This is a genomic window from Acinetobacter sp. FY731 (assembly GCF_059515905.1).
In genome coordinates this window covers 146,014-169,925 of record NZ_JCAKNB010000002.1, presented here as the reverse complement: position 1 = coordinate 169,925, position 23,912 = coordinate 146,014, and the positions used below count along the sequence as shown (strand labels likewise).

Below are 23,912 nucleotides of genomic sequence, written 5' to 3'. Positions count from 1 at the left end.
ATATAGGCGGTGAATGGTTTTGATGAATCAGGATTTATTAATTAGTATTATATTACCTGTCTACAATGTTCAAGACTATGTTGAAAAATGTTTAATTAGTATTTGTGAGCAAACATATTTGAAATTTGAATGTCTGATTATTGATGATGGTAGTTTGGATGGTTCAATAGATATTGCGAAAAAAATTGTAGAAAATGATAAACGATTTAAATTTTATCATAAGAAAAATGGCGGATTAAGTTCAGCTCGAAACTATGGTTTAAATTTTTTTAAAGGTCAATATGTTGTATTTGTAGATAGTGATGACTATTTAGATTGTAATTTTCTAGAGAAGTTATTAAATTCTATTGTTGAAAATAATGCGGATATTAGTGTTTGCGATATAAACTATGTAGATGAAGGAAATAATGTAATTGATGTTTTAGGGAATGATATTGATCGATATATTGAAAGTATGGATTATTTAAATGTTAATTCAAATATAAAAAATTTTGCATGGAATAAACTTTTTAAAAGAGAGATATTTAGTTGTTATCGGTTTAATGAGAACATTCGATATCATGAAGATTTGGATTTGATTTATAAGGTTATATTTCAAAAGAAAATTTCTTATGTTGCTCAACCATTATATTATTATGTTCAGCGTATGGGGTCTTTATCAAAAGTATTTAATGAAAGAGTATTATTGGATAAATTAACCATCTCTGATGGTTATTTACTTTTTGCAAAAAAACATAATTTTTTACATAGGATTAACTATATTAAATATGCGCAGGCGAAACTTGTTATCTATAGAACAGGAAAAGATATTGTAAAGTATTCTAATAATTATTTAAAAGATATGGAATATCTAAAAAAATCAATAGACCCAAATCTTATTTCATTTAAAAATATTATTAATATTTTATTTTTTGAGTGGAATGTGGCAATATCTCTATTGTTAATAAGGCTTTCCCCACAAATTTTTTATAAATTATTTGTCTATAGAAATAAGAAATTTTTAGTATAATGTAATTTGTAATATGGTTAAAATTAACAAATATGATAATTAAGAACATCGTTATTATTCTTGCTTCTGGTGTAGGGGCAAGATTTGGTTCTGAAAAGCCTAAACAGTTTATAAAGTTAGCAGGGAAAACAGTACTAGAACATACTTTAGATTGTTTTAATAGTCATAATAAGATTCATGAAATTATTGTTGTGACGTCACTGGAACAAAAAGAATTAATCCAATATATGGTATTGCAAGCAGGTTATTCAAAAATATCAAAAATAGTTGTTGGAGGAGTAACTCGACAAGAAAGCTCATGTGCTGGTATAAATGCTATTGAGGGTGATCAACATAAAGTTTTAGTTCATGATGCTGTTAGACCATTGCTTGATCATGCAACTATTGATAGATGCCTGAGTGCTTTAGATGTAGAGTCTTGTATTGATACTGTTGTATCGGCTAGCGATACAATAGTTAAAGCTGATATCAATGAATATATCGAAAGCATTCCTAGGCGTTCTGAATTAAGAATGGGACAAACTCCCCAAGGATTTATTGCAGGAGTATTACGGAAAGCCCATTTACTAGCTGCGCAGACCTCGAATATTGAAGTTACTGATGACTGTGGATTAGTTTTAAAATTTAATTTAGCACAAGTTAAATTAGTGGATGGAAATGTTAGCAATATTAAAATAACCTATCCTTCGGATATCTATTTAGCAGATCGCTTATTTCAACTACGTACTACACAAATATTAGATATCGATTTAAATTCTTTACAGAATAAAGTGCTTATTATTTTTGGGGCGAGCAGAGGAATTGGTTTGGATATCATGCAAATTGCACAGGAAAAAGGTGCTCATGTTATCGGGGTTTCTAGAAGCTCTAATGTAGACATAACGAATGTTTTATCAGTACGTACTACTTTAGAATCTGCTTTTCAAAAATTTGGAAAAATTGATTATGTAGTGAATACAGCTGGCATTTTAAAAACTGGATTACTAACCAGCCAGACTGAAGAAGCTATTGATGAGTTATTAGCAGTTAATATTAAAGGTAGCATTATTGTTGCTCAAGAATCTTTTAAATATCTGAAAGATACAGGTGGCGCAATTACATTATTTACTTCTAGCTCATATACGCGTGGTCGTGCTTTTTCAGCTGTTTATTCTGCAACTAAAGCGGCAATTGTAAATTTAGTACAAGGTTTGTCACAAGAATTTAAGCCTCATAATATTAATATTAATGCTATTAATCCTGAAAGAACAGCAACACCTATGCGTATTGAAAATTTTGGGCTCGAACCTAAAGAATCTTTATTAACAAGTAAAAGAGTTGCTGAAGTTACATTGGAAAGTTTATTAAAGAATATTACTGGCGAGGTAATTGATGTTCGTCAGTAAGTTGCTAAAAGAATGTGTTAATTATGGAATAGCTATTTTACTAGCAATTTTAGGTTGGATGTTTATTATCCCTTTTATTTACTTAATACCAAAGAATAAGCAACAGATAGCAGTAATTGGTAGGAATGGCGGTAAATTTTTAGATAATACTAAATATTTTTATTTACAGGTACTTGAGAGAAATGAACAATCGGTTACTTGTACTTTTATTACCGAAGATAAAAATGTCTATAATCTGCTAAATAGTGAAAATTTGCCAGTATTGCATTATCCATCTTTAAAGGCATATATTTACTGTATTAGATCAAATATTATTGTTGTTGATTCATTCGATTGGCCTAAAAAATTAAGACTTTTTTTAACATTTGGTAGTAAGCGCATTCAACTGTGGCATGGAGTGGGGTTTAAACGTATTGAATTAGATAAATTACGAAATGAAGTGTCCTCTAAAAAAATTATTTCATCTACTTGTTTTATAAAAATTCGTACCTGTTTAAGGAATATTACTGGTCGAAATATCAATTATAGTTTAGTTAATACAACATCTAAATTCTATTTAGAAAATGTTTTTCGGAACGCCTTTGATAGTGATTATTTTAGTGTGTATGGTTATCCGCGTAATAGTTATTCTGAAAACAAAAATAATTTAATTAATGTTGACACTAAAATTTTTGGATATTTACCAATATGGATTAAGAAAAAAGCAAGGATTATATTAGTTACACCAACTTTTAGAGAAAGTAGGGTAACGCCTATGGGGTTAAATAGTTTCAATTTGAATGCTATAGAGAAATGGTGTGATGAAAATAATGCTATTTTTATATTCAAATTTCATCCTTGGGAGCAAGGCAGTAGTGAAATAAAGGGGCGAAATATTTTCCAATATGATAAGGATGCAGATTTGTATCCATTATTTCCATTTGTTGCTGCGATGGTGAGTGATTATTCGTCAATATTTATGGATTTTTTATTATTCAATAAGCCAATTTATTTTCTTGTGCCAGATATTAAAGAGTACATCGCAAGAGATAGACAAATTCAATTTGATTTTTATAGCATGACACCAGGTGCGAAAGTTGGGTCTTGGGTAGAATTATTAGATGTTTTGTTGAAAAATGATATGGATGAAGTTGAGCGATTTAAACTAATGGAAAAAGCATTTGATGGTATAGATCAAAGTGGATCAACTACTGAGCTATTAAATTATTTTATTCAACAGAAATGGTTGGTATTAAGTAAAGCGAGTGTGTAATAGCATTAATTTTTTTAAACTATTATTTGCAATGTCTGACCATTTGTGAGAATAGATATTTAATAAAAATGGTTCTTTTATTGCAGAATCGAGTAGATGAGCAAGCTGAGTCGGTGCATTTGGAGGTGTAAGTAATTTTAAGTTCATAGTCTTGAGCATTGTTATTATATTTGGAGTATTAGTGGCAACTATACAAATTTTTAAAGTTGCATACTCACTGATTTTACAAGACGAAGCATTATCTAAAAACTCAGAATTTCGATAGGGTAACGTTAAGATATCACAACATGTCATTGCAATAGGTACTTCATTAAACGGAACATTTCCTAAATAGTGTATGAATTCATACTCTAAGCTTAAATCATTACGTTTTGTCCCCCCGAGCAAGATGTAAATATTTTTATTTAATATACGTATAAGTTTAACAGCTTCAATTAAATCATCAATTCCACGCTCTATTTCCATACTGCCAAAGTAACCTAAATAAACTTTGTTTAGATCTAAATTAAAATGTTTTCTAGATTCATTTTTCTTTCTAGGGTAAAAATGATTAGTATCGACACCATTTGGAACTAATATTGTTTTTTTGCACAATAATTCACAATCATTTTTTAGTTTTTTACTAGCAAACAAGCAACTATCGGCATGCTTGATTAAAAAATCAAATAAATTTTTGAAACCTAAATTCCTATATCCTGTAAAAACATCATATTTATCATAGATATCAAATATAAATTTAGCTCGACATAGTTTAGCTAAAATAAAAGACACTAAACCGATATAGCAATCCCCACTTGCAACGATAGTTTTAGGTCTATCTATTAATAGTATTTTTAGTATATTAATAATAAAAATAAAGCTAAATATGGGGGTGGATATGATTTTTAATGAGTCATGCTGATCTTTAATTTTTTCTTTACTATGATAATCCACTAACCATAAACTGGTTTTAGTTTCTTTAGACCAATAATAGGGTAATTGATAAATGCGTCCAAATTTTTCACAATAAGCATCTCGATTGGTGTAAAAACGTTTCCCAATAAATAATATGCTCATTTAAGACTCTTAATTAGATTATTGAATTTAAGTTTTAAATTTATCCATGAAAATTTTTGAGCAAAGTTACTGCAATTTTCAGGAGTTAGGGTTGATTGTTTTTTCAAAATTTCTATTGTTAATTTGGAGAAATTTTCATAATCATCATTATTAATTAAGAATCCCGTTTTTTTATCTTCAACAGCATCAACAATACCACCTGTTTTAAATGCAATAGTTGGTGTTCCATGTGCGGCAGCTTCTATTGCAACCATACCAAATCCTTCAGGGTCATCTAGAATATGCTGTACTGGAAATATATGTAAATCTGCGAGATAAAACCATGATGAAAGAAATTTATCATCGGAAATATTACCAATAAATACGATGCGATCTTCAATATTATGTTGCTTGGCAACATGTAAAATTTCTTCTTTGTTTTGAAGATTTTTATTTAAAGATTGTGAGGGCGTATCACCAATAATAACTAATTTTGTATTCGGAACTTTCGTAATAATTTGAGCTAAAGATAAGTCTACAAATTCTTTAAGGGCTTTTCTTTTTGTTAAGCGTCCAACAGAGATAAGAACTTTAGAGCTTTCCAAATTATAGTCATATTTCAATTGATCGATGAGTGATAAATTTTTATCTAATGGTGGATAAGTAACGCCTGGGTGAATAATTGTTATTTTATGATTAGGAATTTTCTTACTTTTACAAATTTCTAGGGTTGGTGTGCTATTTGCAATAATTTGATCTGCATGGCGAATAAACGGTATCCATATAGCGTTATATATAGGGTGGTTTGTCGCAATATCTAAACCGTGAATGTAAACAAGGCTTTTTTTTCTAAATATTTTTGCCCAAAATACAACAATAGGCGCTGTAAGCCCACTACCTGCAAATAAAATATCAGGTTTTTGCTTTAAGCAAATAAATAGTGTTTTAAAAAAAGAAAAAATTAAAAAGATTGGTAATGGATTGAGAGGGATTCCAATAAATTCACAATTTTTTGGCGCAAGTTTTTTAGCATCATAATGACTTAAAAGAATAGTTTCATGATCGTGACTAAGTTCATCAGCAATATGCCAATTCAAACGTTCCATACCACCAATGAGAGGTGGGAGGTTTCGAGTTACAAGTAAAATTCTTTTTTTATTCATAGTCACATGAAAGTTAAAGCTATTTTTATATTATAGGGGGTTTGCTTATTATTGCTATGTTAAATATAAGAAGCATTTATTTTTTTAATGTATTTTTTTCTTTATCATATCTAAAATTTTACTATTTCTTTAAGTATGAACTTCCTCTTGGTTTTATTGGCAAGCGTATTTATTTCACTTGCTTGGCTTATCCCCATACACTACCACCCCTGGGTAACCTATACGGGTGAGCTTTATGCTTTTTTTGCACTTATTACACTTGCTGTATTACTACTAAAAGAAAAAATTCATATTCCAAAAATAAGTCTAGGTTTAGTGGTGCTCGCTATTATTCCCATAGGACAATTTTTCTTTGGAAAAATTTTCTTTTTTAGTAATGCTTTAATGAGTTCTATTTATATATTAGGACTTTGGTTTACAATTGTTTTTGGCTACAACCTGAGTATTGGTAAGTTTGATAGAGAAAAAACATTTACTACATTAAGTTATGTATTTCTACTTTCGGGTGTTCTAACAGCTCTTATTGCAATTTGCCAATGGTTGAATTTAGATGAAATACTTCCGGGAATTACACGCCTAGTCAACGCACGACCTTATGCAAACTTCGCACAGCCAAATAACATGGCAACATTCTTGCTTATGGCATTACTTGCTTGCTTATATCTATATGAAAAACAAAAAATCAAAACATCTTGGTTAGTGAGTTGTGCCTTTGTCATACTGATTAGTCTTGCACTAAGCCAATCTAGAACATCATGGGTTGCCTGTGCCTGTATTATTGCCTATTTAGGGTATCAACAATTTAAAGGGCAGGTGAGTATCAAATGGTATTCGCTAAGTGTATGGCTGATTGCATTTATCGGGCTTATTTTCTTATTTCCTACTTTAGGCACATATCTGAGTCAATTTTCAGATTCACAAATTAAATCTGTTGATATTGCACGACGTGCAACAGGCGATATGTCGCGTTTAGCTATTTGGAAACAAATGTTACATGCTGTTGAATATAGACCTTGGTTTGGTTATGGTTGGTTCCAATCAAGCACGGCATACACAACTATTAGTGAATACTTTCAAGGACCTGTATGGGTGCGTAGTGCGCATAATTTTATCTTGGATTTCATTCTGTGGAATGGTGCAATTGTTGGTGTACCATTTTTAGCTTACTTTGCTTATTGGGGATATCAGCTTCAGAAGTATGTAAAATCGACAGAATCAATTATTGGGATTTTGATGGTTGGCGTATTCATTGTTCATGCAATGTTAGAGTTCCCACAAAACTATGCTTATTTCTTACTCCCTGTTGGTTTTATTATTGGTGTTATTCAGGCGCAACGCGTCTTGCAAACAGATATTGTTGTATCACCACTTTTCATGAAAGTAAGCTTTGCGATGGGAATTATTTTATTGGCTGCTATTTATCGAGATTATGATGTCGCATCAACTCGATTAAGTCAGGCGATGAAATATGAAAAATCACCTGAAAAAATTACCAATCATCAGCCTATATTTTTACTTACAGAGTTTAAACACAGAATTGACTGGGTGAAGATGGATCCTTATAGCAAAGCATCACCTCGGCAGATTGAAGATATTTCACATATTGTTTTACTTTATCCAACAAGTTATAACATGGTGAAATTTGCAAGATTACTTGCTTTTAATGGTTATGAAGCAGAAGCTAAGCATCAGTTAAAAATGATTAAAATTATTCGTAAGGCAGATGTTCCTTATGAAAACATTTTAAAACCTTAATGTTTAGATGCGAATTTAAAGCATGAAAAAGCCAGCAATATGCTGGCTTTTTTTATAAGTAAATATTTTAAAGCTGACTTTGAATGTAATTTTCAGTGCCAACACTTTCAACTAAATCGAGCTGAGTTGTTGTCCAATCTAAGTATTCTTCTTCTTTTTCAAGAATTTCTTGGACAATATCACGAGTAACGTAATCTAGTTCTTGCTCAGCTAAACCTACTGCTTTTTGAAGTGCTTCAATATTCTCTTTTACTTTTCGTACATCACAGTTCAAGATTTCAACCGTATGTTGACCAATATAAAGTTTACCTAGGTGTTGTAAGTTTGGTAGACCTTCTAAAAATAGAATGCGTTCAATTACTTTATCTGCATGCTTCATTTGGCGAATAGATTCTTTGTATTCAGCAGACCCGAGTTTTTCAATTCCCCAATCATTAAACATACGTGAATGTAAAAAATATTGGTTAATTGCAGTTAAATGATGATAAAGCACCTGATTTAGCTGGTTAATCACATCACGATTGCCTTTCATTAAACTACTCCATCCATTATTCAAAGCTTGTTCATCAAGCGACATATCTAATTATATTAACCAACAGAGGCATTATTAGCGAGTGATTTATAGAACAGCAAATGAAAATCGCAATCAAAATCAAAAGAAAGGAAGATCGTTCTAGGAAGGATGAAGTCAAGAAAAACCCGCTAGAGTCAGAAGCGGGGGAGAAATAATGATCTTTAGATCATTGGTTTTATAATTATGTTTATTTAAAAATCGGGTTAAGCTGCAATTGCTAAGCGAGAGGCAATCATTGAAATTTCATCGCTGATAATTGCGCGTGCTTCAGGAGCACAGCGACCACAGCAGGTACCAAGGTCTAGTAACTCACGTACTTCTTTGTAGCTATCTGCACCATTCGCGACAGCATCTTTAATGTCTTGATCTGTAATACCACGGCACAAACATACGTACATTGATACAACCATGAAAGAATAAATAAGATAAGTGATATTATTGATAATTATTATCGTTTGTCAATTAAAATCATTTAATTTGACGTTTATTGTGATTGAGTTTTTGAATAAAAAAACGCCACCTTATGGGTGGCATTTATGATGATTTTTTAAGTTATTGATTAATAACTACAATGCCATCCATCTCAACAAGAGCACCTTTAGGTAAGCTTGAAACACCTAATGCTGCACGAGCAGGATAAGGTTGAGCAAAATATTCGCCCATAATTTGGTTTACAAGTTGGAAATGAGATAAATCTGTTAGGAAGATATTTAATTTAGCGATATCAGCTAAAGAACCACCAGCTGCTTCACATACTGCTTTTACATTATCGAATACACGTCGAATTTGAGCCTCAATACCTTCTACAAGCTCCATGCTGTATGGATCTAAACCAATTTGACCAGAAAGATACAGAGTATTACCCACTAAAATAGCTTGAGAATAAGTACCAATAGCAGCAGGTGCATTTTCAGTATGAATCACTTGGCGGGACATCAATTTCTCCTTTTATCATTTACTTACATCATAATCGATAGAAGTTGTTGGCAGAAGCATTTCTTACATAAAATGGTTAACTCGCCTTAGACGCTGTATTTAATGTAATAGGGGCTTTTAAACGTGTAATACGAGGGAAGCCAAAATGCATACGCAAATCACGAATGACTTTTGCAATTTGTTTGCGGTCATTAACAACAATATTTACATAAGTTTTTGATTCATGCGGGCTGACGACTTCAACACCAACTTTGTCTTTACGGCATTGGTAGATCAGTTCTGAAATTTGTTCATCATTAAGTGCAAGGTCAATAATGAGATAGGCATTAAAGCTAACATCATTTACTTCTTCCGATGTCCATTGCAATGCCATGATATTTTCTGGGTGGTGTAAACGCTCATTGATTAAATTTGGACAACGGACACGATGCACAATTAAACCACGACGTGATAGGTTTCCTTGAATTGGATCGCCTAATACGGGGTTGCAACAATGTGCATATTTAACATCTACGCCTTCAGTACCTTGAATTAATCGATGTGAAGTATGTTCTTCTGGAATCTGATCTTGTGAGTAGAGATGGTTTGCCACAAGTTGTGGAAGTAAATCACCTACTGCAATTTGTTCAAATAAGCTTTCTTTTGAGCTTAAATGACGCCATTCAAGTAAATCTTGCCAATCACTCTCTGTTAAATCTTTTACAGAACGATTGAATAGCTTTAATGCGCGGTTTAATGCTTGCTGACCAACAAGTTGTTGTTCTTCTGTATCTTGTTCACGCAGAATATTTTGTAATGCTCTACGTGCTTTGTGCGTGTTAATGAAGCTCAACCAATCTGGATTTGGTGTTGCGAGTACATCGGTAATAATTTCGATCACTTGACCATTGAGCAATGGTGTCGATAACGGTTTGGTTTCACCATTAATTTTTGCACCAACAGCATGGTTACCTAAGAATAAGCTTGCTGAATATGCAAAATCGACAACAGTGGCACCCTGAGGAAGTTCATGTAAATGACCTTGTGGGGTGTACACCCAAATTTTATCTTGATGTAGATAATCTAGGAGTTCATTAAATGTAGTTTTTGCACAAGAGCCATCAACCAGTACATTTAAATTTTGCATAGATGCTTGAATTGCTGATCGGCAGGCTTGAGGTGCATTTTCACCAAGAACAACCCCGAAACGTGCAGCTTTACGCATTAACTCTGTTTGAATGGTGAGAGATAGTGTTGTTTTTTCGCCTTTTAAGCGCATCATTAAAGACTGGTTTCCGCCAGGAAGAGGGCGACGGATATGATCTGCAAAGCGTAATACTTGGAAATGTTCGCGTAAGATCTCGGCTAGGCGGTCACAGTCTGCAATGCTTTGTAGAATAATTTCAAATGCATGACTATGAGTAAGTTCTTGGAGATTAATATCATTTTTAATAAAGTGGCGAATAAGTTCAATATTATTATTTTTCTTTTTAATTCGACCAGTAATGGTGTTTGTTGTAAGTAAATCGTTTAGCTTCTGTTCCCAAATAGATTGATAATGGCAACGCTGCGGTTTAGTTTGAAGTAAGGCAGATTGCACATTTTCAAACATGTCTAAATCTAAGTTTTGGTAACATAGATGTTCTAGGTTGTCAGCCATTTCATTCATGCCGACAATACGTGCCATCGGAACAAAAATATCTGAAGTTTCTTGAGCAATACGAGCACGCTTATCAGGTCTTAAAGCTTCAAGCGTTGTCATGTTGTGATAACGGTCAGCGAGTTTGATGATGATAACGCGAGGATCTTGTAAGGTTGCTTGTAAAATTTTTCTGAATGATGCTGCTTTATTATATTCTTTATCACTGGAATGGCTGAGTTTTGTTACACCATCGACCAGTTCAGCAACGGTTTTTCCAAATTTTTCTGTAATGTCTTCTTTGCTAAATTCTGTATCTTCAATAACGTCATGAAGAAGTGCTGCCATTAATGTTTCAGCATCAAGCCGCATATGCGCCAAAATACAGCTTACAGCAATAGGATGAAGAATATAGGGTTCGCCACTTTTGCGCGTAATGCCATCATGCGCTATGTCTGCATAATCACAAGCCGCAAGCACTCTTTCGACATCGCTTTCACTTAAGTAAGCATCGATAATAGATTTAAGCTGCTGTTTGGCTTGGCTGACTTCTGCACCTGGCATAAACCACCTTTTAAATTTTAAAATTACGACATAAGGGGAGAGTGAAACTACTAATGAAAAGCAAATTGAGAAGTAAGTCAATTTATTTTTTCATTTTGGGAGTAAATAGTTTCAATTGAAAAAAATCTCTACCTTATATTTATAACCGTTATTTTTGAAAGATTAAAGTTCTAAAATTAAAAAAGCCTAGTTTTAAACTAGGCTTTTTTAAAGGTTAAATCTTATTGAAAAGAAAAACCATCTAAATTCAAGTTGTTTGCAGAAAGTGCAAGGTCAAGACTAGATGTTTGATAGTCTTGATCACGTTGTTTCAAAATGTCTTTAGAAACGTGACCAACTGCAATTTCACGTAAAGCAACAACTGTTGGCTTGTCATTGTCCCACTCAACAGTAGGTTCAATGCCTTGACGTGCCAATTGACGCGCGCGTTTGCTTGCCACTAGTACAAGCTCAAAGCGGTTGTCTACATGGTCTAAACAATCTTCAACGGTTACGCGTGCCATAAGGTTTCTCGTTTGAAATAATAAATTTTAACAGACTGAACAGTATAAGGTGCTTTGTCTTGAGACTCAAGTTTTAATCACTTCACTGAAGGAGTAATTAATTTCAAAATAAGTTCTTGGTGTCTATTTGCTTGTTGGGAAAGAGTCAGGCGGTTTGCAATAATTACTGCTTCTAAATCATGTAAAGCCTTATTAAAGTCATCATTAATAATTACATAATCAAAGTTTGTATATTGCTGCATATCTTCAACAGCACAACTTAAACGATGTTCAATAACTTCAACAGAGTCTGTACCACGGTTAGATAAGCGTTGACGCAAGTCAAACTGACTTGGCGGTAAAATGAAAATTTGTTTAGATTCAGGAAACAGTCTACGAACTTGCTGAGCACCTTGCCAGTCAATTTCAAGCAAAACGTCATGACCTTTTGCAAGTTGTTCTTTTACAGTAGCTTGTGCTGTACCGTAGTAATTACCAAAAACTTCTGCATATTCAACAAAACCACCTTGTTCAACAAGTTCAAGGAATGTTTCTTTTTCTGCAAAATGATAATGAACGCCGTCTAATTCGCCAGGGCGTTGTCCACGTGTCGTATGGGAGACAGAAACGTGTAAGTTGTTAACACGCTCAAGTAGGGCTTTAACTAAAGATGTTTTGCCTGTTCCTGAAGCAGCAGAAACGACAAACAAGAGACCCGACATGATATTTTTCCTGATATGATAAAATATCTTCTCTATTTTAGAGTAGAGCATGCTTAAACAAAATAGCTAAGCGTCGTTTTGTTTGTATTATTTTTCAATTCTTCTGCAAGTTGACTTGAACATCGAGGGTTTTATGGAAATTGTATTGGCTAATCCACGTGGTTTTTGTGCAGGTGTAGACCGTGCAATTGCGATCGTAAATCGCGCTCTTGAGTGTTTTAATCCACCTATTTATGTGCGTCATGAAGTGGTACACAATAAATTTGTAGTCGATGACTTACGTCAACGAGGAGCTATTTTTGTTGATGAACTAGATGAAGTTCCAGACGACAATATCGTTATTTTTAGTGCACATGGCGTATCGAAGGCCGTTCAACAAGAAGCAACACGTCGTGGATTAAAAGTATTTGATGCCACTTGTCCCTTGGTGACGAAAGTTCATATCGAAGTGACAAAATATGCACGTGAAGGTGTTGAAGCTATTTTAATTGGTCATGAAGGTCATCCTGAAGTTGAAGGAACAATGGGGCAGTATGACAAAAAAAATGGTGGTGACATTTATTTGGTAGAAGATGAAGATGATGTTGAAAAATTAACGGTCAATCATCCAAACAAGGTTGCTTTTGTAACACAAACAACGCTTTCAATTGATGATACTGCGAAAGTTATTGATGCTTTACGTCAAAAATTCCCAGAAATTCAAGGTCCTCGTAAAGATGATATTTGCTATGCAACGCAAAATCGTCAAGATGCGGTACGTGATTTAGCAACGCAATGTGATGTTGTGCTTGTTGTTGGTTCGCCCAATTCATCTAACTCTAATCGTTTACGTGAGCTTGCTGAAAGAATGGGTAAATCTGCCTATTTGGTTGATAATGCAGATCAATTGGATAAAGAATGGTTTGCTGAAGATTCAAAAATTGGTGTAACTGCTGGTGCATCGGCACCTGAAATTTTAATTAAACAAGTTATACAGCGCTTACAAGATTGGGGTGCTCAAGTACCAGAAGAACTTGCAGGACGTGAAGAAAATATTACGTTTAGTCTACCTAAAGAACTTCGCATTCCTGTGACTCAAGCATAATATTTTATGTAATTATTAGGTTTGTTGGTAAAAATAGATAATTACTGTTGGGTGGTTATCTATTTTTTGCCATTCGTCAAATATTTGTGTTTATTTAATTAAAATGAGATTAAGTTAAAACAATAATAAATGTGCTGCCATGCAGTGGTGATGAAAATATAAAAAATGGATTTACTTATATAGAGTTTGTTATTGCAATCTTAGTTCAAACTATCGCAATAGTGTTCGTAATATCATTAAAAAAAATTATTGATACAACAAAATATTTAAGTCTTTTGTTAGAGGTTTAGCATTCTATTTTAATGAATCGTTATCATCGGCTTGTTTTTCTAAGCAAGGAAGTAAAAGAGCATTTTGCTGGTGTGATAAATGCTGATGTTCAATTTTATTAGGTAACTTATTAATAAAATATGGTCGTGATGCCCTCTATAGTGTTAAGTCTAGAGTTTTAAAAAGATTGAGTACGGAATACAGTTTTGCGGATATTGAATTTAAATTTTGCAATTCAAAAATTAGAATAATTTAAGACTTAATTTTAATGAAAAGTAGCTTCATTTTTTATGAAGTGAATGAAAGTTGCTAATGATAAAAATAAATAATCAAAAAGGTGTGGGTATGGTTGAGGTATTGATTACATTACTTTTACTTGCAATTGGCGCGATGGGTTTTACCGCACTGCAATTAAAAGCTATCGAAGCAACTAATGAAGCTATGTCTAAAATTGAGGCAATGAATATTGCGCGAGATGTTGCCGAAAGGATTCGTGTAAATAAAGGAGGCTTGGCGACATATATTGCTGAGCTAAATAAAGTAACGCAAACAAATATAAGTACAGTAGGTCTAAAAAAATGTTTGGGAAGTACAGTTTGTACAAGTGCTGAAATGTCAAAATTTGATGCTGCTCAAATTGTAAGTCAGGCTCAAGCTACCGCTATGCAAATTTCTTTGCCGAATTGTCAGGTTTCTGGGGTGGTAAGTCGCATTTGTATTTATGTTGCATGGGGAAACACAAAACCAATTAATCATGCAGTGGATCGGCAAGCGTGTACATCTGGTGGTGCGTATTTACCTGAAGCGAAGTGCATTGTTATGGAACTATATTAATGCAAAATAATAAGTATCGATATGGTTTTACACTTGTTGAATTGATGGTTGCTATTGTACTTGGCTTACTGATTACCGCAGCGGCTGTTCAGTTATTTTTCACTGGGCAAATTTCAATGAGTGTGCAAAAGGGGATGGCAGATATTCAGGAAAGTGGGAATTTTGGTTTACGTTATATTAGTAGTGATGTTCGGCGAGCAAATTATGAAAATGTAGGGATTATTAATGATCGTTTGCTAAATGGTGGTGTCATTTTAACATCAAGAAGTGCACCGGCGTATGTTTCTAGCTCAATGTTTACATCTTCTGATATTCCAACCAACTATCCTAATGGTCTGACTATCCCTGTTCCATTAAGCTCAAGTAAAACCCAATTAAGCAATGTGCAAGATGTTGAAAAAGTAGAGTTAAAGTCAGATCAATTGGTAATTCAATACTATGCCGATCAAGATGGGACAGATTGTGAGGGAAATAGTTATACATCGGGGCGCTATATCGTGCAGCGCTATTTTTTAAGATTAGATACGAATGTTTCGAATGCTGAAGCAAATCAAGCTTTGGCACTTGCCTGTGAGGCAGGTTGGTATACAGAGACAAGTACAAGAATTTTTAAAAATCCAACCACTTCAACATTAGTTTTTGGGAAGACAGAGGGCGAAATTTTAATTCGTCGAGTAGATTATTTGCGTTTTTTACTCGGTATATCTAATAACGAAAGTAATAATAATTTTAGATATGTCACAGTGTCTGAATATCTTGCAATTAATGACTATCCAAGGCCAAGAATATCTGCAATTCAAGTTGGAATGTTACTTCGATCGAGTGATAGAGTAAATGTATCTGATCTACTATCAGTGGATAAGGTGTATACCGTTTTAGATCAAGATATTTCTTTAAAAGCACATAAAAATACAACAAGATATTTACGCAGAGTTGTGTCTCAGACCATTGCTTTAAGAAATGGAATGTACACAGAAGCGAAGGCTGTAATGTAATGAAAAAGCAGAAAGGTTCAACTTTGGTCATTGTGTTATTGCTGCTTATAGTTGTTACGGTAATAGGAACATTTGCTATACGACAGAGTATGTTGAATTTGAATGTTGCGACAAATAGTCAGGCACAGCAATTACTAATGCAGTCATCTGATGCTGTCTTATATCGAATGAGTAACTCAAATTTTGCGAGCACGAGCAGTAATCCAACATCATTATTAGGTTATGCACTGAAAAACTCTGGGAATGAGGTCGTTTTTTGCTTTAGAAGTCAATTAAAAGAAGATCTGACTTTTTCTGTTGGTACAACAAGTTTGTTGATTTGGAATGAGAATACTACCGATGTAACAGTGAATGGAATAGCAGGGTTTTGTGATTTATCAAATCAAGAAGATTATGCAAGTAGCCGAAAAGCTCAGATTACGCAGGTGGCAATTGTTGTAAACCCACCATCTAATATTCTATCAAAACCCTTGCAAAGCGTAACTTTAGGGAGTGATTTATCGAGTTTAGGTAAATTAGATGAAGATCAAACTAAGCGTATACGTGTTTATGTGACATCTGTTTTACCAAATTTGAGTACGGCAACAACAATAAAAATAGAAGCTTGTTTAAAAAGACCCAGTGGGAAACCTTTGTCAGGTAGTGCGGAAACAATAGATAGCTGTTTAACCAAAGAAAATGTTCCGTTTAATACACAGATGCAAGATTTTATTTTAGATACTTATTTGAGTATCGCAACATAACGCCCTATTACGGGGAGAACAAAAATGTATAAGAAAATTCAATTGAATAGAATAAGGCAACAAGCTCAAAAAATAACGATTTGTGCACTTTCTATAAGTCTAACGGGTATTTTTTCAATCTCAAGTGTGCATGCGAGTGATATTGAAATTTATAAAAATCCAAAGGTTAATGGATATACTATTGTCATGCTTGCGCTTGATAACTCTTATGGTATGGGGCGAATTGATGCTGGAAAAAATAAGTCTAGACTGACTATTTTAAAAGAATCTTTGACAGATGCTTTAGAGGGGGTGAAGGACAAGCAAGGGAATTTTATTGTTACTCCATTGCCCGACGATACAATGATTGGCTTATCGACATTCGGTATATCACCTAGGCATGGACGTATTGTTGTACCAGCAAGACCTTTAAATGAATGGGTGATTTCGGGCGTTAAAGATCAGCGACAATTATTAATTGAAGAAATTAATAAAATTTCGGTAACAGCAAGTACACCAATGAGTCTTCTTTATGGGGAAACTGTTGGGTATTTACTTGGAAATGCAATGACGCATCCTGTAACCATTACCACTAAGTGGGATGGAGTGGAAACGGGCATACATACAAAACTCGATCAAATTGTAGATGTATCCATTAAGTCACCTTTATTGCCAGGGGCTCTTGGTGGTAAATATAAAGCGCCAATGTCGAAACTTTCCAAAGAAGAGTAAATGAGTAAAACCATTTACTCTTTTTTATTGTTTTAAAATAAAAAATAGTGTGAATTTTGTCACATAATATTTGGAGTGAGTATGGTTAATGTACTTCTTATAAGAGGTAATTTCTTTTTATCGTGATAAATGGCCTTTCATCCCTTTTTATATTGTGTGAAATGTTTATTGAATGTTATTTTGTGTAAATATAAAAAAACTCTCAGATTATAAATTTGAGGAAGCTCATATTTTATTTTGAGTTTTGTACTAGTGTAGGGGTTGTTCCAGTGGGAATGAAAAGCAGGGTGTATTTGGGTTTAAGCAGAGCAAAAGGTTTTACATTAATTGAGCTTATGATTTCAATTGGTGTGCTTGCAATTATTACAACCATGGCAATTCCGACATTTAATAGTATGACTTTGAGTCAAAACTTAAATAAAAGTACTAGAGAGTTAACAGCAATATTTTCAGAAGCTAGAGCAAAGGCTGCTTTAGAAAGGCAAACAATAACGGTTAATCTTAATAGCCCAGCAGCAAATACAGATAATCAATTGAATTGGATGCCATCTGGCAAAGTTGTATTACGCTCAGGTGTTAATCAGATTCAATTTTTAGCAAACGGGCTGACGGGTACAGCAACAGATAGTACCTTTCAATTATGTGATCAGGCGCTTGAGGATTCTAAGCATTCAAAAATAGTGACGATTAATCGAATGGGCACAGTGCAAATAATCCGAGATGGGAGTTGCTCATGAATATTAGAACAAATCAGCAGGGTGTTGGCTTAATAGAAGTGCTGGTTTCTTTACTCATTTTGGGTATTGCTATCTTGGGATTTGTTGCATTACAAGTTCGTGCAGTTGAAGCAACATCAGAAGGTGTTTATCGGGTTCAAGCAATTAATTTAGCAAGAGATATATCTGAAAAAATTAGAACAAACAGAACTCAATTAGGGGCATATCGTACCTTTTTTGGATCAGGCCCTGAGGGGAGAGTTTCATTCAGTGTAAATTGCTATAGCAACTTTTGTACCCCTGCACAGAAAGCAGATTTTGATGTTGCCCAGACTTCTTTAGCTGCAGATCGCCTTGGTATGACCATGAACATGATTACATGTGATGGTGTTGTAAATGGACGAAGCTGTATTTATGTCGCTTGGGGAGATACAAGTGCTACTAATGGTGATGGGGCTAATGATTGCACAAGTAATGGGGCATATAGAGCAAACTCGAGTTGTGTTGTGATGGAGACCTATTAATGAAAACACAAAAAGGTTTCACATTGGTGGAGTTATTAGTTGCTTTAGTTTTAGGGTTAATAATTACAGCAACAGCACTTTTATTGTTTTTAACTGGACAAAAAAGTTACAGCATGCAGCAAGGGACTGCTGATATTCAGGACAATGCAAATTTTGGCTTAAATTTTATTACGCAAAGTGTGCGTTTAGCAAACTTAAATAACAGACAAGCTTTTATTAATGATCAGCTGAATAATGGTGGTGTAGTTCTTGCGCAAAATAATTTTAATACCGGTGTCGCAAGTGTGGCAGCGGGTTTTCTAAGCGCAAGTAATGGAGATACAGCTGGTACGGGTAATCAATGGCGTGGTGTTTCAAATGCTGCAACTCCTACAAGTAATACAACATTAGTACCCAGTGATCAGCTAGTTATTCAATATATTGCTCAAACAGATGGTCAGGATTGTGAAGGTAATCCATATGCTCCTGGGCGAGTTGTGATTGAGCGTTATTTTTTAAGAGTAGATACCAATTCTGAAGCGCGTGAAGGTAATGCTTTGGCTTTAGTTTGTGACGCAGGGTCATATGATACTACGGATACTACGGATACTACGGATACTACGGATACTACGGATATTACGGATATTACGGATATTACGATTATAGATGAAAATGCAGACTTAACAGGAAGCACAGGTACACGATACGGTGGGGCTGGGCAAATTTTAATGAAGCGCGTGGATTATTTCCGAGTTCTGTTAGGTGTTGAAAATTCAGCAGGAAATAAGCGTTATATTGGAATTCGGGAATATCGAAATTTAGAAGGTGTGAAGCCTAGAATTGTATCTGTATCTTTAGGTGTTTTAGCAAGATCAACACAACCGGTTGGTGAGGATGCTGTGATCAATCCGAACCAAATATTTGATGTGCTTGATCAACGAGTTCGAATTCACAGCAATGGTAACCCTCGAGGTTATATTCGTCAGGTGATTACACAGGAAATTGCAATACGTAATGGCTTAGGAGCAAGAGACTGATGCTTAGAAAAAAAGAACAGGGCGCAACTTTAATTATTGTGCTTATGCTACTTCTTGCTATTACGATTATTGGAACCTTAGCGGTACGTCAAAGTTTAGTGTCTTTAAATATTGCAACAAATAATCAAGCAACACAACTTATGATGCAAAGCTCTGATGCAGCAATATTTAATGTTGAGGACTCAACTAACCTTGCTCGAAGTTTGGCAAGAGATGGTATGTTTGGCTATATCAAAACAGATAATCATAAAGGTAAAGAACTTGTATTTTGCTTTAGAGGGACAAGTGCACAGTTTTTTAATTTAGCAAATGCGAGTTTGGCGTACTTGGAAGATGGTAGTGAGAAGCCTAATCTTGGTTCGATGGGTACGGCAGGCTATTGTCAAACGGGATCTTCAAATAACTTTTTTACAAGTAATCGTCGTGCTGTAATGACACAGGTTTCTATTAGTTTTGTTGCCAATGGAACAGGAAGTAAGCCATTTGAGGATTCTGTGCGTGGTACAGATGATGAAGTACCCATTGAAAAAAGAGAAAAAGTGATTGTGCATGCTATTTCTCTTATGCCAACAATATCTTCAGCAAGTACAGAAAATATAGATAAGTGTTTAAGAGGGTTAAGTAATACGACCAGTACGAATGTAGAAATAAGTATTACGAGTTGTTTAACGGGTCTAAATGTTCCTTTTACAGCACATGTAACAGAATATACATTGGGCCAGGAATTTTTATAAGGGGTAATGAAAATGAAATCATATTTAAAACAGCAAAATTATCCTATTAAGAAATTTTTGACTACATGTATTTCATCTGTAGCAACAGGTTTAGTTTGTACATCGGTTGCCGCGAGTGATATTGATATTTATCAAAATGCGACGGCTGGTGATACAACATTAATGTTTATGCTTGATATTTCTGGGAGTATGAGTAAATACAATTATACATCAGCAAAGGGCTATGCTTGTGATTTACCTAGTGGTGTGAGTGAAAAAAATAGCAATGGTTATGGGCAAGCTACGGAATCTACTATTCTCAATGGACCGAGTTATCGTCGACAATGGTGTGTTGGAACGGATGGCAAAAAATATTATGACCGCATTACACGCTTAAAAGATGGCATGATGGATTTACTATATGGTAATCCAGGACTAGGGATTACACGGCTCAGTGGCGATAAAGTGATAGGCTTATCTACTCTTGGTGCATATTCTGGTGGGTATAAAGATACAGGCGCTGTTTTAGTACCAGCTCGTCGCTTAGATGCTGTCGTGAATGGTTCAACCCAACGTGAAATTTTAATTAATCGTATTGGTGGTTTTAATGACTTTACAAATACACCAACAGCACGTTCGTATGCTGAAACAGTTGCTTATTTAATGGGAACAACAACGGCTGCATATCAGCGTAATGTGAATGAAATGCCTTATTATCGGAGTTATAAGTCGGGTGTAAATCTGATATTTCAACAGTGTACTCGATGGAATGCGTCATATAGCAGCTGTAATGCCTGGGGAGTTGCAAGCGGTTTACCTCAGGATTTGGCTGGGGTAACACAAGCTAGTTGTACGTTTAGACCAACGAATAATAGTAGTAATGTCAATGGAACCTGTTATGACTTAACTGGTGTAATTGAGTTAGCAAACTCAATTACCGGATTCCCATTTTCAGCATCAGAGACTAAAAATGGTAATGTATACCAATCTCCAAGTTCACTTACGCAAACGGTAGATGGTAAACAATGTAGCGGCCAAGGTATATACGTTCTTACAGATGGAGAACCTTCTAGTGACACTAGCTCATTACCTTTGGCGCAAGGTGCTTTAGGCAACTTGGGTAGTGAGTTTACTTGTGATAATAGTACTTGGAATTGTGTTAATAAATTAGCTGCTAGTATTTTAAATGAAGCAACAAACCCTAAAAATTTAAAATTCAAAACAGCTGTTGTGGGTTTTGGTAGTAGTTTTAATAATATTCCTTCGTTTGATAGAAAGCTGACACAAGCACAGAATTTAGCACCATTTTTAGATAATCAAGGAAAAAAGAGAAATAATTTAAGTAGTGTGGAGGAGGCTGCATATTGGGGTATTGTTGCTGAGGGTGGGTGGTATTCAGGTAATAGTTCGCAAGATATTGTGGACAGTGTAAACTCATTCTTAGGTGATTTAGGTAAAGAAATACCTGCTGTCACCACTGGAACACCTGAAATTCCAGTAGATGCTTTAATTCCATCAGCACTGCAAAACTATGCTTATTATCCTCAGTTTCAACCAACACCATCATCAGCTTCACAAATTTGGTTAGGTAATGTTAAAAAATATAAAGTAAGTACAACAGGTGATTTGGTTGATAAATTTGGTCGATTAATTGCGGATAAACAAGGGCGATTATTGCAAACAGTTTCAAATCCGCTGGCTGTTCCAGTTGAAATATTTGATTTATGGTCACCAAATGCAACATCTATACCAACAGATAGTGAAAGAGAAAATGCGCTGATAGGTGGTGCTAAGCTACAATTACAGTTAGATCCAAAAAATCCTAAAGAGCGAAAAATTTTTAGTACGCGTAATTTTTCAAAAGAACCAACTACAAATACTTTACATGAGTTTTCTAAAGAAAAGCTATCAGGAATGGGGCTTAAGAAAGGTGATAAAGCTGCTTCCTTACTAGAGTTGTTAGGCTATCTTGTAAAACCAACGGTGAGTGATACTACAAATATTTCTGCAACAGATCTTGAGAATACAGCTGGTATTCGTTTTGGCGCAGTGATGCATTCAAAACCTGTGTTACTCACTAATTCAGGACAAGTCACAACAGGAAGTAATACTTTAGGTTCAAAAAATAGGAAAGACTATATTTTATTTGGTACAACACAAGGCTTATTACATGTGGTTGATGCTGCAACTGGTGTGGAGAAGTTTTCATTTGTTCCAAATGAAATGATTGAAGACCAAAACTTAGCATTTGGTAGTCCAGATATTCCGTTTTTAGGCAAAGATAAAATGTTTTATGGTGTAGATGGTGAGTGGACTGCTTATACCGAATATGTTTTAGACAAAGATAGTACTCTTACGGTTGGTCTTGGGAAGGATGGTGCTGTAGGTTCGCAAATAGTATATGGTGGTTTACGTATGGGTGGGCGTAGCTATTATGCCCTAGATTTATCTAATATTGATCAACCTCAACTCAAATTCCAAATTACACCAAGTGGTACTTGTAGCACAGATAATCCATTGGGATGTATGGGACAAAGTTGGTCAAAACCAACTATTACGCATGTAAATTGGAAAGGTAAAAAAACATTAGTCATGCTTGTTGGCGGCGGTTACGATGCTGGCGGTGTGGATGGTAATGCAAAAGACTCACAAGGTGTTAAAGGCAACTATGCTGGATATGAAAGTGAGTCTTATGAACAAACAAATAAACGTGGTGCTGGTGTTTATATGTTTGATGCCTTAACTGGTAAGCTTTTATGGTGGTCTGGTGCAAATGCAACAGCAAGCACAGATCAATATGTTGCAACGCCTGCAGCTGATATGAAGTTTAGTGTTGTTAGTCAAATTAAAGCTGTCGATCGAAATTCTGATGGATTAAGTGATCATCTTTATTTTGGTGATTTAGGTGGGCAAGTTTGGCGTATTGATTTAAATAATGACTCAGAAGTAAGTAGTGATAAGTTTGCAAAAACGCCTGTTAAATTATTAAGTTTGGGTGGGACAGATCAAGCGAGAAAGCGTTTTTATGATATGCCAGCATTTTCAACATATACAGAAGGGACTAACATTTTTGGTGTAGTTTCTGTTGGCTCTGGAAATAGAAGTTTGCCATTAAAAGATTTTACCGTTGGTACTACAAATATCTCGCATGATGGTGTTTATAATATCTACGATAAAGATGTTGCGCGTTCAGATTTATATGATTTAGTGAATGAGTCTTCTACAAGTACTAATAAAGTATATAAATATGTACCTAGTGGTAAAGGTCAAACACAAGCCTTGTTAACAACGGTTGGTATAACTTTACAGCCTAAAACAACAGTGGGTATTACAACAGATTCTGCGAATAAACTACTCAATATTAATGATGATAACCGTTTTACTACAACCGCTACGGTGGCACCACTTGGTGCAACACAAGGTTGGTATTACTTATACGAGAGCAATAAATTACAGAGTGAGAAAGTTTATGCTACTCCACTTGTAATTAATAATGATTTATATGTTACGACATTTGATGGAAGTCGCCCTGGTTCTTCAGGTGCATGCGGTGCAGGTGTGAAAGGCGAGAGTTTTATGACTTTATTTTGTATGCCTTATGGTCAATGTAAGTCAGGATCTGCTGAAAATTATCGTTTGAATTTGGGTGCAGGTATTGTTGGTGGTGCCATTGGTGCTGGTGATGTTGAAGGGATGATTCGCCGTATTGTTGCAACACTAGATACTACAGGGCTTGAAAATAATGAAATTTTAAAACGTAAATATACAACTGGTAATAGACTAGTTCCGCAACGTTGGTATGTAAAATAAT

Annotated in this window: 22 protein-coding genes; 14 read left to right on the top strand and 8 right to left on the bottom strand. The window is 34.6% G+C overall.

Going from position 1 to position 23,912, the window contains the following annotated elements; genetic code table 11:
* Positions 1–13 precede the first annotated feature (13 nt).
* From AC5YC8_RS02990 to AC5YC8_RS02980, 3 genes are read left to right on the top strand one after another with little or no spacing between them, the layout of a single operon-like run.
* Positions 14–1,009 carry a glycosyltransferase family 2 protein gene (locus AC5YC8_RS02990; protein WP_496163487.1) on the top strand — a complete coding sequence of 332 codons (996 nt, stop codon included), beginning with the start codon at positions 14–16 and terminating at the stop codon, positions 1,007–1,009.
* Between the two features lie 32 nt (positions 1,010–1,041).
* Positions 1,042–2,394, top strand: a complete 1,353-nt coding sequence (gene ispD / locus AC5YC8_RS02985; protein ID WP_496163486.1) for a 2-C-methyl-D-erythritol 4-phosphate cytidylyltransferase — start codon at positions 1,042–1,044, stop codon at positions 2,392–2,394.
* The gene (locus tag AC5YC8_RS02980; RefSeq protein ID WP_496163485.1) at positions 2,381–3,646 is read left to right on the top strand and encodes a CDP-glycerol glycerophosphotransferase family protein; all 1,266 of its coding nucleotides are present in this window, start codon (positions 2,381–2,383) and stop codon (positions 3,644–3,646) included. Before ispD ends, AC5YC8_RS02980 begins: the two co-directional genes overlap by 14 nt.
* Here AC5YC8_RS02980 and AC5YC8_RS02975 read toward each other — a convergent pair.
* Both AC5YC8_RS02975 and AC5YC8_RS02970 read right to left on the bottom strand, forming a co-directional pair.
* Complete coding sequence (locus AC5YC8_RS02975; protein ID WP_496163484.1) at positions 3,626–4,702, bottom strand: glycosyltransferase; 1,077 nt, start codon at positions 4,700–4,702, stop codon at positions 3,626–3,628. The genes AC5YC8_RS02980 and AC5YC8_RS02975 overlap by 21 nt on opposite strands.
* Positions 4,699–5,787 (bottom strand): glycosyltransferase family 4 protein, encoded by a 1,089-nt coding sequence (locus AC5YC8_RS02970; RefSeq protein ID WP_496163483.1) that lies wholly within the window; start codon positions 5,785–5,787, stop codon positions 4,699–4,701. Before AC5YC8_RS02970 ends, AC5YC8_RS02975 begins: the two co-directional genes overlap by 4 nt.
* A 192-nt stretch (positions 5,788–5,979) precedes the next feature.
* On the opposite strand from AC5YC8_RS02970, the gene AC5YC8_RS02965 reads away from it, so the two are divergent.
* Complete coding sequence (locus AC5YC8_RS02965; protein WP_496163482.1) at positions 5,980–7,599, top strand: PglL family O-oligosaccharyltransferase; 1,620 nt, start codon at positions 5,980–5,982, stop codon at positions 7,597–7,599.
* Between the two features lie 67 nt (positions 7,600–7,666).
* On the opposite strand, the gene bfr is transcribed toward AC5YC8_RS02965, so the two are convergent.
* The 6 genes from bfr to gmk form a co-directional block, all read right to left on the bottom strand.
* Complete coding sequence (gene bfr, locus AC5YC8_RS02960; protein WP_496163643.1) at positions 7,667–8,131, bottom strand: heteropolymeric bacterioferritin subunit Bfr; 465 nt, start codon at positions 8,129–8,131, stop codon at positions 7,667–7,669.
* Between the two features lie 245 nt (positions 8,132–8,376).
* Positions 8,377–8,571 (bottom strand): bacterioferritin-associated ferredoxin, encoded by a 195-nt coding sequence (locus tag AC5YC8_RS02955; RefSeq protein ID WP_496163481.1) that lies wholly within the window; start codon positions 8,569–8,571, stop codon positions 8,377–8,379.
* 154 nt (positions 8,572–8,725) lie between these two features.
* A complete protein-coding gene (locus tag AC5YC8_RS02950; RefSeq protein ID WP_496163480.1) occupies positions 8,726–9,109 on the bottom strand; it encodes a RidA family protein in 384 nt (127 codons plus the stop codon).
* A 76-nt stretch (positions 9,110–9,185) separates the two neighbouring features.
* Positions 9,186–11,291: a RelA/SpoT family protein gene (locus AC5YC8_RS02945; RefSeq protein WP_496163479.1), complete on the bottom strand. Its 2,106-nt coding sequence runs from the start codon at positions 11,289–11,291 to the stop codon at positions 9,186–9,188.
* Positions 11,292–11,512: 221 nt separating this feature from the next.
* The gene (gene rpoZ / locus AC5YC8_RS02940) at positions 11,513–11,794 is read right to left on the bottom strand and encodes a DNA-directed RNA polymerase subunit omega (RefSeq protein WP_004896248.1); all 282 of its coding nucleotides are present in this window, start codon (positions 11,792–11,794) and stop codon (positions 11,513–11,515) included.
* Between the two features lie 77 nt (positions 11,795–11,871).
* The gene (gene gmk, locus AC5YC8_RS02935; protein WP_496163478.1) at positions 11,872–12,495 is read right to left on the bottom strand and encodes a guanylate kinase; all 624 of its coding nucleotides are present in this window, start codon (positions 12,493–12,495) and stop codon (positions 11,872–11,874) included.
* Between the two features lie 133 nt (positions 12,496–12,628).
* Here gmk and ispH point away from each other — a divergent pair, with 133 nt between their 5' ends.
* The 10 genes from ispH to AC5YC8_RS02885 all read left to right on the top strand — a co-directional run bounded on the left by ispH (position 12,629) and on the right by AC5YC8_RS02885 (position 23,911).
* Entirely contained in the window at positions 12,629–13,579 is a 951-nt protein-coding gene (gene ispH, locus AC5YC8_RS02930; RefSeq protein ID WP_496163477.1) for a 4-hydroxy-3-methylbut-2-enyl diphosphate reductase, read from the top strand.
* 582 nt (positions 13,580–14,161) lie between these two features.
* Positions 14,162–14,683 carry a type IV pilus modification protein PilV gene (gene pilV / locus AC5YC8_RS02925; protein WP_496163476.1) on the top strand — a complete coding sequence of 174 codons (522 nt, stop codon included), beginning with the start codon at positions 14,162–14,164 and terminating at the stop codon, positions 14,681–14,683.
* The gene (locus tag AC5YC8_RS02920) at positions 14,683–15,678 is read left to right on the top strand and encodes a PilW family protein (RefSeq protein WP_496163475.1); all 996 of its coding nucleotides are present in this window, start codon (positions 14,683–14,685) and stop codon (positions 15,676–15,678) included. The genes pilV (AC5YC8_RS02925) and AC5YC8_RS02920 overlap by 1 nt, the downstream gene beginning before the upstream one ends.
* On the top strand, positions 15,678–16,421 hold the full coding sequence (locus AC5YC8_RS02915; RefSeq protein WP_496163474.1) for a PilX N-terminal domain-containing pilus assembly protein: 744 nt from the start codon (positions 15,678–15,680) through the stop codon (positions 16,419–16,421). Before AC5YC8_RS02920 ends, AC5YC8_RS02915 begins: the two co-directional genes overlap by 1 nt.
* A 24-nt stretch (positions 16,422–16,445) precedes the next feature.
* Entirely contained in the window at positions 16,446–17,132 is a 687-nt protein-coding gene (locus tag AC5YC8_RS02910; RefSeq protein ID WP_496163473.1) for a vWA domain-containing protein, read from the top strand.
* A gap of 275 nt (positions 17,133–17,407) precedes the next feature.
* Positions 17,408–17,869 carry a pilus assembly FimT family protein gene (locus AC5YC8_RS02905; protein WP_496163642.1) on the top strand — a complete coding sequence of 154 codons (462 nt, stop codon included), beginning with the start codon at positions 17,408–17,410 and terminating at the stop codon, positions 17,867–17,869.
* On the top strand, positions 17,866–18,372 hold the full coding sequence (pilV, locus tag AC5YC8_RS02900) for a type IV pilus modification protein PilV (protein ID WP_496163472.1): 507 nt from the start codon (positions 17,866–17,868) through the stop codon (positions 18,370–18,372). Before AC5YC8_RS02905 ends, pilV (AC5YC8_RS02900) begins: the two co-directional genes overlap by 4 nt.
* Entirely contained in the window at positions 18,372–19,388 is a 1,017-nt protein-coding gene (locus AC5YC8_RS02895) for a prepilin-type N-terminal cleavage/methylation domain-containing protein (protein WP_496163471.1), read from the top strand. The genes pilV (AC5YC8_RS02900) and AC5YC8_RS02895 overlap by 1 nt, the downstream gene beginning before the upstream one ends.
* On the top strand, positions 19,388–20,122 hold the full coding sequence (locus AC5YC8_RS02890) for a pilus assembly PilX family protein (protein WP_496163470.1): 735 nt from the start codon (positions 19,388–19,390) through the stop codon (positions 20,120–20,122). Before AC5YC8_RS02895 ends, AC5YC8_RS02890 begins: the two co-directional genes overlap by 1 nt.
* A gap of 12 nt (positions 20,123–20,134) precedes the next feature.
* The gene (locus AC5YC8_RS02885) at positions 20,135–23,911 is read left to right on the top strand and encodes a pilus assembly protein (protein WP_496163469.1); all 3,777 of its coding nucleotides are present in this window, start codon (positions 20,135–20,137) and stop codon (positions 23,909–23,911) included.
* The last annotated feature ends 1 nt before the right edge of the window (position 23,912 follow it).